This window comes from Vibrio cholerae (assembly GCF_008369605.1).
GTDB lineage: Bacteria > Pseudomonadota > Gammaproteobacteria > Enterobacterales > Vibrionaceae > Vibrio > Vibrio cholerae.
On sequence record NZ_CP043556.1, the window covers coordinates 1,007,461 to 1,022,591 of the forward strand.

Annotated in this window: 23 protein-coding genes and 2 pseudogenes; 23 read left to right on the forward strand and 2 right to left on the reverse strand. The window is 42.0% G+C overall.

Annotated elements, in window-relative coordinates; translation table 11 throughout:
* The first annotated feature begins 273 nt into the window (after positions 1–273).
* The 21 genes and pseudogenes from F0316_RS18900 to F0316_RS19010 all read left to right on the forward strand — a co-directional run bounded on the left by F0316_RS18900 (position 274) and on the right by F0316_RS19010 (position 11,883).
* Positions 274–873: a glutathione S-transferase family protein gene (locus F0316_RS18900; RefSeq protein ID WP_001891245.1), complete on the forward strand. Its 600-nt coding sequence runs from the start codon at positions 274–276 to the stop codon at positions 871–873.
* Between the two features lie 147 nt (positions 874–1,020).
* Positions 1,021–1,407, forward strand: a complete 387-nt coding sequence (locus F0316_RS18910; protein ID WP_000703159.1) for a VOC family protein — start codon at positions 1,021–1,023, stop codon at positions 1,405–1,407.
* Positions 1,408–1,700: 293 nt separating this feature from the next.
* Positions 1,701–1,820, forward strand: a pseudogene (locus F0316_RS18920) (DUF645 family protein); the annotation flags it as partial.
* Positions 1,810–1,908, forward strand: coding sequence for a Tfp pilus assembly protein (locus F0316_RS20195; RefSeq protein ID WP_229767840.1), 99 nt, complete (start codon positions 1,810–1,812; stop codon positions 1,906–1,908). The pseudogene F0316_RS18920 and the gene F0316_RS20195, both read left to right, overlap by 11 nt.
* 168 nt (positions 1,909–2,076) lie before the next feature.
* Positions 2,077–2,610 carry a hypothetical protein gene (locus F0316_RS18925; RefSeq protein ID WP_000210269.1) on the forward strand — a complete coding sequence of 178 codons (534 nt, stop codon included), beginning with the start codon at positions 2,077–2,079 and terminating at the stop codon, positions 2,608–2,610.
* Between the two features lie 175 nt (positions 2,611–2,785).
* Positions 2,786–3,262 (forward strand): pyridoxamine 5'-phosphate oxidase family protein, encoded by a 477-nt coding sequence (locus tag F0316_RS18935; RefSeq protein WP_148555385.1) that lies wholly within the window; start codon positions 2,786–2,788, stop codon positions 3,260–3,262.
* A 308-nt stretch (positions 3,263–3,570) separates the two neighbouring features.
* Entirely contained in the window at positions 3,571–3,762 is a 192-nt protein-coding gene (locus F0316_RS18940) for a DUF645 family protein (RefSeq protein WP_001898520.1), read from the forward strand.
* Between the two features lie 352 nt (positions 3,763–4,114).
* Positions 4,115–4,297 (forward strand): DUF645 family protein, encoded by a 183-nt coding sequence (locus F0316_RS18945; RefSeq protein ID WP_149560877.1) that lies wholly within the window; start codon positions 4,115–4,117, stop codon positions 4,295–4,297.
* Positions 4,298–4,498: 201 nt separating this feature from the next.
* Positions 4,499–5,338, forward strand: a complete 840-nt coding sequence (locus F0316_RS19940) for a hypothetical protein (protein WP_142993905.1) — start codon at positions 4,499–4,501, stop codon at positions 5,336–5,338.
* Between the two features lie 302 nt (positions 5,339–5,640).
* Positions 5,641–5,793 (forward strand): annotated as a pseudogene (locus F0316_RS20210) (DUF645 family protein).
* Between the two features lie 205 nt (positions 5,794–5,998).
* Positions 5,999–6,538 carry a hydrolase gene (locus F0316_RS18955; protein WP_000884561.1) on the forward strand — a complete coding sequence of 180 codons (540 nt, stop codon included), beginning with the start codon at positions 5,999–6,001 and terminating at the stop codon, positions 6,536–6,538.
* 236 nt (positions 6,539–6,774) lie between these two features.
* Complete coding sequence (locus tag F0316_RS18960; RefSeq protein ID WP_149560833.1) at positions 6,775–7,371, forward strand: hypothetical protein; 597 nt, start codon at positions 6,775–6,777, stop codon at positions 7,369–7,371.
* Between the two features lie 322 nt (positions 7,372–7,693).
* Complete coding sequence (locus tag F0316_RS18965) at positions 7,694–7,873, forward strand: DUF645 family protein (RefSeq protein WP_001898535.1); 180 nt, start codon at positions 7,694–7,696, stop codon at positions 7,871–7,873.
* 213 nt (positions 7,874–8,086) lie between these two features.
* Positions 8,087–8,482, forward strand: coding sequence for a DUF3465 domain-containing protein (locus F0316_RS18970; RefSeq protein ID WP_044128232.1), 396 nt, complete (start codon positions 8,087–8,089; stop codon positions 8,480–8,482).
* 174 nt (positions 8,483–8,656) lie between these two features.
* Positions 8,657–9,070, forward strand: coding sequence for a DUF6404 family protein (locus tag F0316_RS18975; RefSeq protein ID WP_172626089.1), 414 nt, complete (start codon positions 8,657–8,659; stop codon positions 9,068–9,070).
* A 160-nt stretch (positions 9,071–9,230) separates the two neighbouring features.
* A complete protein-coding gene (locus F0316_RS18980) occupies positions 9,231–9,485 on the forward strand; it encodes a type II toxin-antitoxin system Phd/YefM family antitoxin (protein WP_149560835.1) in 255 nt (84 codons plus the stop codon).
* Entirely contained in the window at positions 9,478–9,741 is a 264-nt protein-coding gene (locus tag F0316_RS18985; RefSeq protein ID WP_000098716.1) for a Txe/YoeB family addiction module toxin, read from the forward strand. The genes F0316_RS18980 and F0316_RS18985 overlap by 8 nt, the downstream gene beginning before the upstream one ends.
* Positions 9,742–10,103: 362 nt before the next feature.
* Positions 10,104–10,238 (forward strand): DUF645 family protein, encoded by a 135-nt coding sequence (locus F0316_RS18995; RefSeq protein WP_230613057.1) that lies wholly within the window; start codon positions 10,104–10,106, stop codon positions 10,236–10,238.
* Between the two features lie 357 nt (positions 10,239–10,595).
* On the forward strand, positions 10,596–10,775 hold the full coding sequence (locus F0316_RS19000) for a DUF645 family protein (RefSeq protein ID WP_001898535.1): 180 nt from the start codon (positions 10,596–10,598) through the stop codon (positions 10,773–10,775).
* A gap of 204 nt (positions 10,776–10,979) precedes the next feature.
* Positions 10,980–11,204 (forward strand): hypothetical protein, encoded by a 225-nt coding sequence (locus F0316_RS19005; RefSeq protein WP_162797377.1) that lies wholly within the window; start codon positions 10,980–10,982, stop codon positions 11,202–11,204.
* 271 nt (positions 11,205–11,475) lie between these two features.
* The gene (locus tag F0316_RS19010; RefSeq protein WP_061058663.1) at positions 11,476–11,883 is read left to right on the forward strand and encodes an NUDIX domain-containing protein; all 408 of its coding nucleotides are present in this window, start codon (positions 11,476–11,478) and stop codon (positions 11,881–11,883) included.
* A 189-nt stretch (positions 11,884–12,072) separates the two neighbouring features.
* Here the strand turns inward: F0316_RS19010 and F0316_RS19015 are convergent, their stop codons facing one another.
* On the reverse strand, positions 12,073–12,423 hold the full coding sequence (locus tag F0316_RS19015; protein WP_076008713.1) for a hypothetical protein: 351 nt from the start codon (positions 12,421–12,423) through the stop codon (positions 12,073–12,075).
* Positions 12,424–12,429: 6 nt separating this feature from the next.
* Positions 12,430–13,713: a hypothetical protein gene (locus F0316_RS19020; RefSeq protein ID WP_114725992.1), complete on the reverse strand. Its 1,284-nt coding sequence runs from the start codon at positions 13,711–13,713 to the stop codon at positions 12,430–12,432.
* 523 nt (positions 13,714–14,236) lie between these two features.
* On the opposite strand from F0316_RS19020, the gene F0316_RS19030 reads away from it, so the two are divergent.
* Positions 14,237–14,419 (forward strand): DUF645 family protein, encoded by a 183-nt coding sequence (locus F0316_RS19030; protein WP_000947517.1) that lies wholly within the window; start codon positions 14,237–14,239, stop codon positions 14,417–14,419.
* 194 nt (positions 14,420–14,613) lie between these two features.
* Entirely contained in the window at positions 14,614–15,114 is a 501-nt protein-coding gene (locus F0316_RS19040; protein ID WP_149560836.1) for a hypothetical protein, read from the forward strand.
* The last annotated feature ends 17 nt before the right edge of the window (positions 15,115–15,131 follow it).

Genomic DNA, 15,131 nt, shown 5'->3' on the forward strand with positions numbered 1-15,131 from the left:
GGGTTTGAGGATCCCGATGCTCTTACTGATGACCATGGTAAGAAACTCCGAATTTGAAATGTAAAGCGTTGTCAGCTCTCAATCGTAAGTTTCTAGAATTGAAAATATGCCATAAAAGGCATTACAGTCAGGCACATAACAAACGCTTCAAGCGGGACTGTCAACGCGTAGCGTTTCCAGTCCCATTGAACCGAAGTGGTTACGGCTGTTGGTTTAAGCTGTGCGGTAGCGTTGCCAGCCCCTTAAGCGGGCGTTATGTTTTTCGGAGTTAAAATGGACTTGTCACTTTATAGCGCAAAGGGTTCCAACAGCTCAGAAAGGGTTGAATGGATGCTTAATTTCAAAGGTATCCCGTACGAACGAATTGAAGTTAGCTCGGACGACCTTGCTACGACTTATCGTGTGATGAATCCATTTGGCTATGTGCCTTCGTTGTTAGTTGATGGTCTAGTATTTACTGAGTCAATGGCTATTGCCGAATACCTCGAAGAGCGATTTCCAACGAGTCCATTGCTAGGTCAAAGTCTTGAGGAAAAAACAAAAATCCGCTCAGTTTGTGAATACGTGAACTCCAGTATTCATTCACCTCAAAACCGAACTGTGCTTAACTTTTTTAGGCCCGACCTAGATGAAACATCCAAACGGAAAGTTCGGGGAGAGTGGATTATGCTGTGTCTTGATAAGTTAAGTCAGACGATTTGTAATGAATCAGGTTTTATTATTGGTCGGACTTTTAGTCTTGCGGATATTTTTGTAGCGTCAATTTACAAGAAAGCTCTCCAGCATGGTTATGTTGAAAGTGAGTTTTATAATAACCATCTGATCTACATTAGAAAAAATGAAAGAGTAGCCGTTTCAGAACCACAAACATAACAAACGCCTCAAGAGGGACTGTCAACGCGTAGCGTTTCCAGTCCCATTGAGCCGCGGTGGTTTCGGTTGTTGTGTTTGAGTTTAGTGGTATGCGTTGCCTGCCCCTTAGGCGGGCGTTATGTGTTTTCCTAGAAAATGGAGTTTCTGATGAAAATTAGTCACCTTGATCATTTGGTTCTGACTGTTGCAGATATTCCAACAACAACGAACTTTTATGAAAAAGTGTTGGGCATGAAAGCTGTTAGTTTTGGCGCTGGTCGGATTGCTCTAGAGTTTGGTCACCAGAAGATCAATCTTCATCAACTCGGTAATGAGTTTGAACCTAAAGCCCAAAATGTCAGAGTTGGGAGCGCAGATTTGTGCTTTATTACCGACACAGTTCTGTCTGATGCGATGAAGCATGTGGAGGATCAAGGTGTGACTATCATGGAGGGGCCTGTAAAACGTACAGGTGCACAAGGTGCAATCACATCATTCTATTTCAGAGACCCTGATGGGAATCTTATTGAAGTATCAACGTATTCAAACACATAACAAACGCCTCAAGAGGGACTGTCCACGCGCGGCGTTTCCAGTCCCATTGAGCCGCGGTGGTTATGGTTGTTGTGTTAGAGTTTTGTGTTATGCGTTGTCAGCCCCTTAGGCGGGCGTTAGCTTCTTAAAGGCTAAAATCATCAAAATCTAAGCTCATTTGTTGTGAAAAATCAGCTTTTAGCGTTCAAATTCCACAATTTGGCTTTCGAGTTTTTCGGATGCTGATTTGGTAGAAAGTGTTGAATGTTCAGCTGTTTCAAAGTTGCTGAAAGCCATCAAACCTCGATGCTTCAATGTTGTTGGATGTTCCACTCGGAAAGTTTGGTTTCACAAAAGGCTGCATCATCGCTGTGATCTTGCTTTCTTTGTCGCGGACTCTTAACCGTGGCCAACTTAGCCTAGATCGTTTTAAGTTTTGGCCGCCAACGTCACAGCTTTTGGCGTTGGACGTGTGTTTGTGTGATGCTTTTGCGTAAAATGCCTTTCAAGCAAATATGTTAAAAATCATTGTTAAACAATAGGCTACGAAGCTAACAAACGCCTCAAGAGGGACTGTCAACGCGTGGCGTTTCCAGTCCCATTGAGCCGCGGTGGTTTCGGTTGTTGTGATTGAGTTTAGTGGTATGCGTTGCCAGCCCCTTAGGCGGGCGTTATGTGAAGGAGATTTGTTTGACAACTTTAGTTGAAGTGTTAGATACCGCAGTAAAGATTGGTCTAGGTGCGATAATTACAGCATTTGCTACTCACTGGCATACCAAACAAAAAGATAAGTCAGAGTCAGCACGTGAGTATGAAAAAAGACACCGCACATTGCTTGAGCAAGTAGCAGAACAAACAGAACAATTAAATCATGTTTATCTGAAATATTGGGCGCTAGTAGTTGAATGGGTTAGGTTTACTAAAAATGGAAAAGATTGGCCCCCATCTAGAAGGGACGAATTAGAGGAAGTTAAAGTAGAGCTGTTTACAACCTTTGGTTCTTTGACTAATGCTGAGTCAAAATTGCTGCTTGTTGGCGAAGTTGAAGCCTACAATAAACTCCGAGAACTAGGTGAAGCAGTCGTCCAATTTCGACGTTCTTGCTACGTTGATAAACCCTCTTTAACTGAAGACGAAATCGAAAAAAAGAAATCTGACATCAAACAGTTAAGAGAAGAACTTTATAAACTTTTAAGTCAAACATACCAAACAAATTTCACATAACAAACGCCTCAAGAGGGACTGTCAACGCGTGGCGTTTCCAGTCCCATTGAGCCGCGGTGGTTATGGTTGTTGTGATTGAGTTTGGCGGTATGCGTTGTCAGCCCCTTAGGCGGGCGTTATGTTTCAGGTCGGATAATTTAGTCGTATTACATGTCATTTCTAGAGGGAAATACAAATGAGTAAATATGATGATGCAATAAAATTGATGGAAGAGCGTTGTGGCAATGATAAAGAAGTAATTATGGCTCTCGCGACAATATCACTATCTTGTAACGCCGTTGGTAACCCAGTTCCTGCTGTACGTATGGTTTGTGCTTACTATGAAGAGGGTCTCTTTTATATATCTACAGATGCGACAACAAATAAGATTATGCAAATCGAGAAGAACAACGAAGTATCGGTAGGTGGGTTAGATTGGTTCTCTCTTGAATGTGAGGCAGAAAACTTAGGCTGGGTCAAAAACGAAAAAAATGCACAAATTAGGTCAAAATTTAAAAAGATATTCGATTGGTTTTCTGAAGTTGGTGATGAGGATAATCCAGACTCAATTGTTCTTCGTGTTACTCCTAAACGGGGCACCATTATTGACAATGAAAGAAAGTATGGTGAAAGGAAGTACGAAGTTGACTTCATAAATATGATTGCATACTAGCTAGCGTTGTAAAAACATAACAAACGCCTCAAGAGGGACTGTCAACGCGTGGCGTTTCCAGTTCCATTGAGCCGCGGTGGTTTCGGTTGTTGTGTTTGAGTTTGGTGGTAATGCGTTGTCAGCCCCTTAGGCGGGCGTTAGTTTCTATCAGGAACCAATCATCAAAACTTAAGCTCATTTGTTCTGGACATGAAGCTTTTAGAGTTCAAATGCCACAAGTTGGCTTTTGAGTTTTTGCCTGATGGTTACTTAGTGGAATGTGTTGAAAGTTCAGCAGTTTCAAAGCCGCTGAAAAACAACAAGTCTCGATGCTTCAAGGGTTGTTGGATGCTCAACATGATCAGCTTGGTTTCACAAATGGCTTCGTCATCACTGGAATTGTGCTTTCTTTGTCGCGGACTTTTAACCGTGGTCAACGCAGCCTTGATCGTTTTAAGTTTTGGCAGTCCACTTCACAGCTTTTGGCGTTGGACATGTGTTTGCTCATTGTATTTGCGTAAAATGACATTCAAGCAAAATTGTTTAAAAAATTATTGCTAAACAATAGGCTACGAAACTAACAAAGGCCTCAAGAGGGACTGTCAACGCGTGGCGTTCCCAGTCCCAATGAGCCGCGGTGGTTACGGTTGTTGTGTTTGAGTTTAGTGTTATGCGTTGCCAGCCCCTTAGGCGGGCGTTAGTTTCTCTCAGGAAAAATCATCAATAATTCACGCACAATGTTCTGAAAATTCAGCTTTTAGCGTTCAAGTTGCACAATTAGGCTTTTGAGTTTTGCTTGATACTGATTTGGTAGAAAGCGTTGAAAGTTCAGTTGTTTCAAAGTCGCTGAAAGCCAAAAAAACTCGATGCTTCATGTTGTCGGATGTTCCACACGGAAAGTTTGGTTTCACAAAAGGCAGCATCATCGCTGTGATCTGGCTTTCTTTGTCGTGGACTCTTAACCGTGGTCAACTTAACCATGATCGTTTTGAGTTTTGGCTGCTAACTTCACAGCTTTTTGTGTTGGACGTGTGTTTGTTTGATGCATTTGCGTAAAATGACTTTCAAACAAATGTGTTAAAAAAGTCATTGGCAAACAATGGGCTACGAAACTAACAAACGCCTCAAGAGGGACTGTCAACGCGCGGCGTTTCCAGTCCCATTGAGACGTGGTGATTACGGTTATTGTGTTTGAGTTTGGTGGTAATGCGTTGCCAGCCCCTTAGGCGGGCGTTAGTTTTAGAAAGGAGTTAATCTTTGGAAAATGCATTAAATGCCATAGCGGAAGCCATAATAGGCTTACATTCAAACCCTATCAAAGATTATGTATTCCCGAGTATTAGTGCCTTGTCTACAGCAGCGTTAGGTGCTTGGGCTGCGTTTTATGCAGTTTCAACCCAAGAATACAATCGTGTTCAAATCCAAAACGTAGACGTACTTAATGAGACCCTATTAAACGCAAATGAAGCACGAAATAGTCTAATTGCAATAAAAAGCAATTATTTTAGGCGGTTAACCCCAAATCCTTTTCAACGAATGTTAGTAATTCCTCCACTTGTATTAAATGCAGAACCGATAAACTTCCATGTAGCTTCTCTCGCTTTTCTTGTTCCTTCTGAAAATAGTGAAAATAACTCAAAGTGGCAGCGCATAGAGTACGTAGAAACTCTCTTTAAAAATTATAATAACTTGCTCAACATTTGGAAAAAACGAAATGAACTGATGCAAGAGCTTATGCCTCATGTACTGCAATTCCACGGTAAAGGTGTTTCATTGGAGGAGCTTGAAAAAGTCATTGGTCGTGGTCATATCGCCATTTTGTCTGATCTTACGGAGCAAGCAATAATGATTACGGACGATTTAGTTGTGGAAATTAGTTGCTTTTTATTGGGTTTTTCTGATGTCTCAAAGAAAGCCGTTCCGAAAAAAATCAAGAAAAAGTATCGACAGATAATCACAATGAACTTGCCTGATAATAACGAATCTAAGGACCTGTTATCCGTTTCTACAGAACTAAATTTTAATTTGGCAAGTAAAATACACAATGTAACCCAAGATGAGCTGAGGCATAGATACCGTAGGCTATATCTAAAATAATAAAACTAACAAACGCCTCAAGAGGGACTGTCAACGCGCGGCGTTTCCAGTCCCATTGAGCCGAAGTGGTTACGGTTGTTGTGTTTGAGTTTGGTGGTAATGCGTTGTCAGCCCCTTAGGCGGGCGTTAGTTTCTCTCAGGAAAATCATCAAAAATTCACGCACAAGGTTCTGAAAATTTAGCCTTTATCGTTCAAGCTGCACAATTTAGCTTTTGGGTTTTTCCTGATGTTGATTTGGTAGAAAGCGTTGAAAGTTCAGCGGTTTCAAAATCGCGGATAACCAACAAGCTTTGATGCTTCAATTTTGTCGGACGTTCAACTTGATCAGTTTGGTTTCATAAAAGGTTGAATCATCGCTGTGATCTGGCTTTCTTTGTGTGGACTCTTAACGTTTTGGCAGCCAACTTCACAGCTTTTGGCGTTGGACGTGTGTTTGCGTGATGCTTTTGCGTAAAATTACTTTCAAGAAAATGAGTTTAAAAAGTCATTGTTAAACAATAGGCTACGAAACTAACAAACGCCTCAAAGGGACTGCCAATGCGTGGCGTTTCCAGTCCCATTGAGCCGCGGTGGTTGCAGCTGTTGTGTTTAAGTTTAGTGGTAATGCGTTGTCAGCCCCTTAGGCGGGCGTTATAAGGTGGTTTAGCAAAGGAGTCTGTATGCTTGACAAGGAAAATACTGGTCTGATTATCGTTGATATCCAAGGCAAGTTGGCTCGATTGGTTTCTGACAGTAATGAGCTTGTTTCAAATTGCATAAAACTAATTAAAGGAGCTCAATTGCTAGGATTGCCAATAGTTTGGCTTGAGCAAAATCCAGATAAATTAGGCCAAACCATCGAAGAGCTCACTGTGTTACTGAGTAATCAACAACCGATTAGCAAGTTCAGTTTTGGTGCTTGTGGTGAGCCTCGTTTCATCGAAACTATCCAAAAATCGAATAAAACGTCTTGGTTAATATGTGGTATCGAAGCTCACATATGTGTTTATCAAACGGCTATTCATCTCAAAAATCTAGGTTACGACATACATTTAGTGAGTGATTGCGTGTCTTCACGTGATGCATCAAACAAGGAGCTAGCAATTACAAAGCTAGCAGGAGCTGGTGTTGAAATAACAGGTTTAGAAATGAGTCTTTATGAACTGGTTAAAGATTGTCGAGCGCCAGAGTTTAAAGGAATACTCAATCTAATTAAGTAGTTATCCACCTTATAACAAACGCCTCAAGAGGGACTGTCAACGCGCGGCGTTTCCAGTCCCAATGAGCCGCGGTGGTTTCGGTTGTTGTGATTGAGTTTTGTAGTAATGCGTTGCCAGCCCCTTAGGCGGGCGTTATACGCTATGCGGTTTTTCAAATCAGCTGACATGGCCCTGTTCTTCTTAGCTCATGCGCTAAGTTGATAATGCAGATAAGTAATAAGGTTCGGTAAAGATAAATGAGTGGACATAATCATTACCCTGATTGTACTTGCGGTTGGTGTTGTAAATTCAAGGGCATGAGTGGTGTAGATAATCAAAAAAGTAAGACCGTAGAAAGAAGTGTTGGGAATATTCGCGAGCAAAGCAAATTGTTTGTGAGCTACGTAAATCCAAGTGCTTACTGCCCAGTCTGTGGGGCATCTGTGTTTTTTTATCAATCCCCTAATGGTGGCAGAGTGTTTTTTGATTCATTGGGTAAACCTTGGGAGAAGCACCCTTGCACAGACAATCACACTCTCAAGGTAAAAATAATTCCATCGGAAAACTTCCCTATCAGTAGCCGAGTAGGAAAGTTTGAAGCCAATAAATTCAATCCATTTATCATCAAACTGATCGAGAAATTTCATATTACATCTCGTGTAAAGATATCCGGATTTTTTGGTGAGGCAGGCATAGTTATAGCTATCTCTGGCGTGACAAGGCAAGAATTTAGTAACCTTGAAATTGATGTAAATAGCCCTTGCATGATGCGCCGAACAAACAATGGCTTTCAACTTTCTTTTGTAAATAAAAGTGGGAAGGTTATTGATTTAGAAGGTGTAAAAAGTAGTTAGGCAACAACTAGCGAAACGCGTATAACAATCAATTTAAGAGGGATTCCCAACGCTTGGCATTTTGGCTTCTACTTCAATTTTAGTGGTTACGGCACAATACTTAAGGTTGGGTGGTAGCGTTGCTCACCCCTTAATTGGGCGTTAGCTTCTTAAAGGCTAGAATTATCAAAATCTAAGCTCATTTGTTGTGAAAATTCAGCTTTAAGCGTTCAAGTAGCACTATTTGGCTTTTTAGTTTTGCCTAATGCTGATTTGGTAGAAAGTGTTGAATGTTCAGCAGTTTTCAAGTCGCTGAAACCTATCAAGCTTCGATGCTTCAGTATTGTTTTACGTTCAGCGCGGTCAGCTTAGTTTTACAAAATACTGCATCATCGCTGTGATCTGGCTTTCTTTGTCGCGGACTCTTAACCGTGGCCAACTTAGCCTTGAGCGTTTTGAGTTTTGGCAGTCAACTTCACAGCTTTTGGCGTTGGACGTGTGCATGTTCGATGCATTTGCGTAAAATACTTTTCAAGTAAAGGTGTTAAAAGTCATTGTTAAACAATGGGCTACGAAGCTAACAAACGCCTCAAGAGGGACTGTCAACGCGTAGCGTTTCCAGTCCCAATGAGCCGCGGTGGTTGCAGTTGCTGTGTTTGAGTTTAGTGGTAATGCGTTGCCAGCCCCTTAGGCGGGCGTTAGGTGAATGGTCAGTGGATTGAACAAGGACAGTTTTATGAAATGGTTTTTAGCTTTTTGGCTCGTCCTCACAAGCTGTTTTTCGGTTAGCTTGTATGCCAATGACGCCGTTTTACAACAAGCTTATCTATCGCAGCAAAGTGATTTACAGGTCCAAGGATTTGGACAGGTATCGAAAGTGCTGCCTGATGACAATGATGGTTCAAGACATCAAAAATTCATCTTAAAGCTCAATAGCGGACAAACATTGTTAGTTGCGCATAACATCGACTTAGCACCAAGAATTCCGAACTTGAAAGTTGGCGATAGTGTTGAGTTTTATGGTGAATACGAATGGAACAAAAAGGGTGGAGTTCTTCACTGGACTCATAAAGATCCTCAAAATCGTCATGCTCATGGTTGGTTGAAACACAATGGGCAGGTGTACGAGTAAATTCACCTAACAAACGCCTCAAGAGGGACTGTCAACGCGCGGCGTTTCCAGTCCCATTGAGCCGCAGTGGTTACGGTTGGTGTGTTTGAGTTTTGTGTTATGTGTTATGCGTTGTCAGCCCCTTAGGCGGGCGTTATGGCGCAAGGCATGACACACACATTTATAGGAACGATTATGAATAAAATGGAATTTGTTCGCTCACTATTGATCGAAAAGGGTATTAGTGCTCGTTTAGCTAAACCTTATCCATATCTATTCTACAAATTTGCTCGTTTAGATATGAAGCCTAGGGTGTTTGAAAGTCCATTGAAACTATTTGTTCTCCAATCAGTGCTTGGTACTGTCTTTTGGGGTGGGTTCATGTGGCTCTTAGTCTGGCAGTTTCAAGGCTTTGTCGCTTCTCAAGTTTATGCGTCGATGTTTTTTGGTGTGATTACTGGTTTATTCCTTGCGGTTGAGGTCGCTAGGATACGCCGGAAGTATGGGGTCACCGATTTTGATAGTTGGCTTAAGGCAAATGGTTTGAAATACGCCATAACAAACGCCTCAAGAGGGACTGTCAACGCGTGGCGTTTCCAGTCCCATTGAGCCGCGGTGGTTATGGTTGGTGTGTTTGAGTTTAGTGGTCATGCGTTGTCAGCCCCTTAGGCGGGCGTTAGCTGCCTACTGGCAAATATGTTCCTTTAGCTGTACAAGTTGAGTTGTAAATACTATACTTGTTCCGTAAACAGTACATGTGGGAGGTTCTATGAGAATCGTTTCTTTTACAGAAGCTAGGAATAGTTTAAAAGCAGTCTTGGATGCCGTTGTGAATGATGCGGATACAACCGTCATCACCCGACGTGATTCAGAAGATGCTGTGGTTATGTCGCTGGATTATTACAATAGTCTAATGGAAACCGTACATTTGCTTCGCTCTCCAGCGAACGCTGAACATCTAAACCGTTCAATTGCCCAGTTCAAAGCGGGAAAAGTTATCCAAAGAGATCTGATTGATGAGTAGTCGTTTACTGTCATGGACAGATGAGTCCTGGGATGACTACTTGTACTGGCAAACACAAGACAAAAAAACACTCAAGCGGATCAATAAAATCATCAATGATGTTAAGCGTTCACCGTTTGAAGGCATTGGTAAACCAGAGCCTCTAAAGGAAAATCTATCTGGTTTTTGGTCTCGACGGATCGATGATACAAATAGACTGGTTTATGCTGTTGATGATAATGCAATAACGGTTATTTCGTGTCGCTACCATTATTGAACCAAGTGACTAAAGGCAGCTAACAAACGCTTCAAGAGGGACAGCCAACGCGTGGCATTTTTACTGTGCGTTAGTTTCAGTGGTTACGGTGCTATGCGGAAAGTTAGTAGTAGCGTTGGCTGCCCCTTAAGCGGGCGTTAGCTTCTTAAAGGCTAAAACCAACAAAGCCTAAGCTCATTTGTTGTGAAAAATCAGCTTTTAGCGTTCAAATTCCACAACTTGGCTTTCGAGTCTTTCGGATACTGATTTGGTAGAAAGTGTTGAATGTTCAGCAGTTTCAAAGTTGCAGAAAGCCATCAAACCTCGATACTTCAATGTTGTTGGATGTTCCACACTGAAAGTTTGGTTTCACAAAGGGCTGCATCATCGCTGAAAGTGTGCTTTCTTTGTCGCGGACTCTTAAACGTGGCCAACTTAACCTTGACCGTTTTGAGCTTTGGCAGCCAACTTCACAGCTTTTGGCGTTGGACGTGTGTTTGAGTGATGCTTTTGCGTAAAATGCATTTTAAGTAAATGTGTTAAAAAGTTATTTGGAAACAATAGGCTACGAAGCTAACAAACGCCTCAAACGGGACTATCAACGCGTGGCGTTTCCAGTCCCATTGAGCCGCGGTGGTGAAGGTTGTTGTGTTTGAGTTTAGTGGTAATGCGTTGTCAGCCCCTTAGGCGGGCGTTAGCTTCTTAAAGGCTAGAATCATCAAAATCTAAGCTCATTTGTTGTGAAAATTCAGCTTTAAGCGTTCAAGTAGCACTATTTGGCTTTTTAGTTTTGCCTAATGCTGATTTGGTAGAAAGTGTTGAATGTTCAGCAGTTTTCAAGTCGCTGAAACCTATCAAGCTTCGATGCTTCAGTATTGTTTTACGTTCAGCGCGGTCAGCTTAGTTTTACAAAATACTGCATCATCGCTGTGATCTGGCTTTCTTTGTCGCGGACTCTTAACCGTGGCCAACTTAGCCTTGAGCGTTTTGAGTTTTGGCAGTCAACTTCACAGCTTTTGGCGTTGGACGTGTGCATGTTCGATGCATTTGCGTAAAATACTTTTCAAGTAAAGGTGTTAAAAGTCATTGTTAAACAATGGGCTACGAAGCTAACAAACGCCTCAAGAGGGACTGTCAACGCGTAGCGTTTCCAGTCCCAATGAGCCGCGGTGGTTGCAGTTGCTGTGTTTGAGTTTAGTGGTAATGCGTTGCCAGCCCCTTAGGCGGGCGTTATGTGGCAATCCAGAAAGGGAGCCCAAATGAAGAAATTCTTAGCATTCATAGTGTTGTCCAATCTAATTGCAGTAGCATGTGTTTATCTATTTGAGTTCAGTTTTGGATACTTAAAAATTGCTTTTCTCAAAGATTATGCGTTTTATTCGATGCTTATTCTTCTGGCGCTAGGGGCATTTTTTCCTTCTCTGGACATGGTGTTGGTTACAGCGATCCAAGTAATGTTGCGGGAGTTGCAGCGAGTAGCTTGATCGACAACGATTCAGCTAAAAAGACCGTGGTTACAAGACTGGAGAGCACTGGTTTAGGGCATAGATTTTTAATCGCCAGTCTATTGTCATTGATTTTTTGCTTCATCGTATAGCGGTGCTCGGCCACATAACAAACGCCTCAAGAGGGACTGTCAACGCGTGGCGTTTCCAGTCCCATTGAGCCACGGTGGTTACGGCTGTTGTGTTTGAGTTTAGTGGTAGTGCGTTGCCAGCCCCTTAGGCGGGCGTTAGCAATCTTAGGAGAGACAGTGTGCAACATTTTAAGGGATGCAAATTAGTTGTTCATTGTAACGAGCAAATTCTTACCTATAAAAGAGATAATATTTCTTCCATCTCATACCCAAATTGCTGGGATTTACCTGGTGGCGGTCGTGAAGGGAACGAAACGCCAGAGGATTGTGCACTAAGAGAATTGAAAGAAGAATTCGGTATCGAACTGTGCCCATCGCGTATTCATTACAAGCAAAAAGTGGAAAGTCATACAGGCTTTGGTTGTGCGTATTTTCTAGCGGTTACGATAACCGAAAGTGAGTTACGCGAAATTCAGTTTGGCGATGAGGGGCAATATTGGAAGCTTATGGACATAGAAACGTACTTAGCCCTCTCAGACGCTGTGCCATCCAACCAGCAAAGAATAAGAGGCTATCTCAACCTATGAGTTCGTATTGCTAACAAGGCGTTTAAGACGGATTCACAACGCTTGGCATTTTCGGTTTGCATTGAATTTAGTGTTTACGGCACAATGGTTTAGGTTTGGTGGTTGGCGTTGTTCACCACTTAACGCGGCGTTATGAGCTTTTTGGGGTTAATAGAAAGGGCGATCAGCCCTTTCCGAAATTTGGTGTGTTTATATCCAGTTGTCAAACAACATTAGCACTAATATGAAAACCCACGACCAAACCCATAGTGAATTAATCCACATAAATGCACGAAATTTGAGAGATTCAGCATGATTTTTTGAGCGTATAAATGGGTATTTAATAAGGTATTTTATGTATCTAGTTCCAATCGTTACGGAAAGCTGGTCAATTAATTGGCCTTTAGAGTCATAAAGTTGTTCTATATTTTTAGCTAAAATTTTATCTAAGCTTATTATGTGCTTTATATTTCCGTGTGAAATGGTAAATAGAATAATTCCACCTGGAATTGACCAAGCCAATGCATACCAACCGAAAATAACAATGATCAAACTATTCATCTGATATTAATCCATTAGCTCTAAAGTATGCTCATAAATGAATTCAGCTCCAGCTTTGCCAGTTGTAGATCCAATAATTCCACCTATCGCACCACCGAAGACAAACCCACTGATTGTTGCTATTGCAATTATTGGGGCAGAGGCCGCACCTGCAATGCTTAGAGCCAGCACAACTCCGATTTTGCCTCCAATAGTTCCTCCACCTAAGCCACCAACAAAGCCACCAATTTCTACTGATGTTGTTTTTCCACAGTTCCCTGTGCTATCAACTTTACAGGCTTCATAAATATTATTTACGCCACTTGCAGCGCCAAGAACCAATCCAACGTAACCAACGCCTTTTGCTGCTGTTATGCCTATAGACACGTTAGCAATACGTTTCCCGAGGTTTTTAACAAAACCTGTCTTAAGAATTTCATCAGCGTTGTGAATAACTGATTTTGTAGACAGTTTTAGGTTGCGTTTTACTTGTGTGTAAATCGGTAACTTGACACTGCGTTTAGATAAACCCGCAAATGAACCATCTAGCTTTTTAAAAAGCTCTGCGCGTTCGGCTACAAATGGCCCGTAATTGATGCCGCCAGTTCTGCTCGCCATTGCAACTTGAGAGGCGTATAGGTCATTAATCTCAAGTAATACATCACTAATATTCTTTAACCGTTGTTCAACACCAGCTGTCGCCATGCCTACACCCAAAGAAGCATAAGCGTAATAGTCACTGGGTAGGCCATCTTGCTTAATTTTGGCAAATGCTTGATTTGCATAATAATCCAACAGCTCTAAGTGTCGGTTTACTGTTGCTACTAATTCATTGGTTAATTTTGCTAGCTCGGTACTTGCTGCTTGTGCGTCTTCTTGTAAATCAGCGAGTGCTTTCTTCTCTTGCTCATTAGTCGGTTTAGTCGTGGGGACGATGACAATTTCCCCTTCTCTGACGGGATTATTGAGGTGCGTATTGCATTGTTTAATAAATTGTTTCTGTTCTTCACTGGTTTCAGCAGTAAATAAGTCCGCCCAAAGTTGCGCTTGTGGTTGAGTAACGGCGTTTTGCATCCAGCCTAACATAAATTCTTCTTTATTCTTTTGTTGGTCTTGAAGCTTTGCCCAATCTTTTTCTGATTGTTCTAGCCGCTCTTTACGCTGACGCTCAACTTTTTCTCGTGTTGTTTCTTGGATAGGCTCAGGCTTTAGAAACGATTGAACACTGGGCACAGAAGAGCCAAGTGGTGCAAAGTTACGGGCTTCAGCGGCTTTTAATGCCGCAGAGCTTTTTTCCCATTCCCGACGCATGTGGCATGACGAGCAGGTACAAGTAATGGGGTCTTTCCAAAAAGGGCAGCGATAGAGTTTTGTCTTATCAAAAATATCGTATATGGGCATGTTCTTTCTCTGACGTTTTGTAAGTTGCCCTATCATAACCCCAAAAGTTCACAGGCAAAAATTTGCCCAGTAGATATGCATCAATGTGAGCTATGAGGTTGAATTTACAGTGTAATGTGGTTCTAATTGGCACGCTCATAACAAACGCTTCAAGAGGGACTGTCAACGCATGGCATTTTCGGTTTGAGTGGGCATTTGTGGTTACGGCAGTTTAGTTAAGCCGTGCGGTAGCGTTGCCAGCCCCTTAAGCGGGCGTTAGTTTCTATCTAGAAAAAATCATCCAAAGCTCAGATTAAATGCCCTAAAAAATCAGCTTTAAGCGTTCAAGTCGCACAATTTGGCTTTTGAGTTTTGCCTGATGCTGATTTGGTAGAAAGTGTTGAAATTTCAGCTATTTCAAAGTCGCTGAAAACCCACAAGTCTTGAAGCTTCAATGTTGTCGGATATTCAACACGGCAAATTTGGTTTCACAAAAGGCAGCATCATCGCTGTGATCCTGCTTTCTTTGTTGCGGACTCTTAACCGTGGCCAACTTAACCTTGATCGTTTTGAGTTTTGGCAGCTCACTTCACAGCTTTTGGCGTTGGACGTGTGCATGTTCGATGCATTTGCGTAAAATATTTTTCAAGTAAAGGTGTTAAAAGTCATTGTTAAACAATGGGCTACGAAACTAACAAACGCCTCAAGAGGGACTGTCAACGCGTGGCGTTTCCAGTCCCAATGAGCCGCGGTGGTTACGGTTGTTGTGGTTGAGTTTAGTGTAATGCGTTGTCAGCCCCTTAGGCGGGCGTTAGCTTTTCGGGAGGAAATTTGGAAGATACAGAATTAGACACAATGAAAAATGCTAGTTTTGCAAATGTTGTTTGTGATGCAAATTGTTGGTTTGAGCGCTCAAGAGCGTTGATTGCTTCCGCAAGAATTTCAATGGAGAGAGTAGATATCTTAATCAACCAAACTGAGCGGCAAGAATTAGAAAGTGTTTGCTACCTTTTGTATGGTTTGGCGTTAGAAAATCTATTCAAAGCAGTTTGGATTTATAGGCAGTATGGCTCGCCATTAAGTGAGGACTGGATGCCAGAGTCGAGGTTTCCGAAAACAATCCAAACACATGACCTAATAAAGCTTGCAGAGTTGATAGATACAGGTTTGTCAGAAAAATACAAATTTACATTAGAGAGGCTAACCGAAGCTATTATGTGGTCTGGTCGATACCCATGTGATTTAAAACCCAATATTAATGCACGTTTCTTTGTTCCAGCTATACAGAGAGAAGCAGAATCAATTTATTCGGAATACGGCTTTGTTGCGTAATTCGTTTTCGAAGCCGA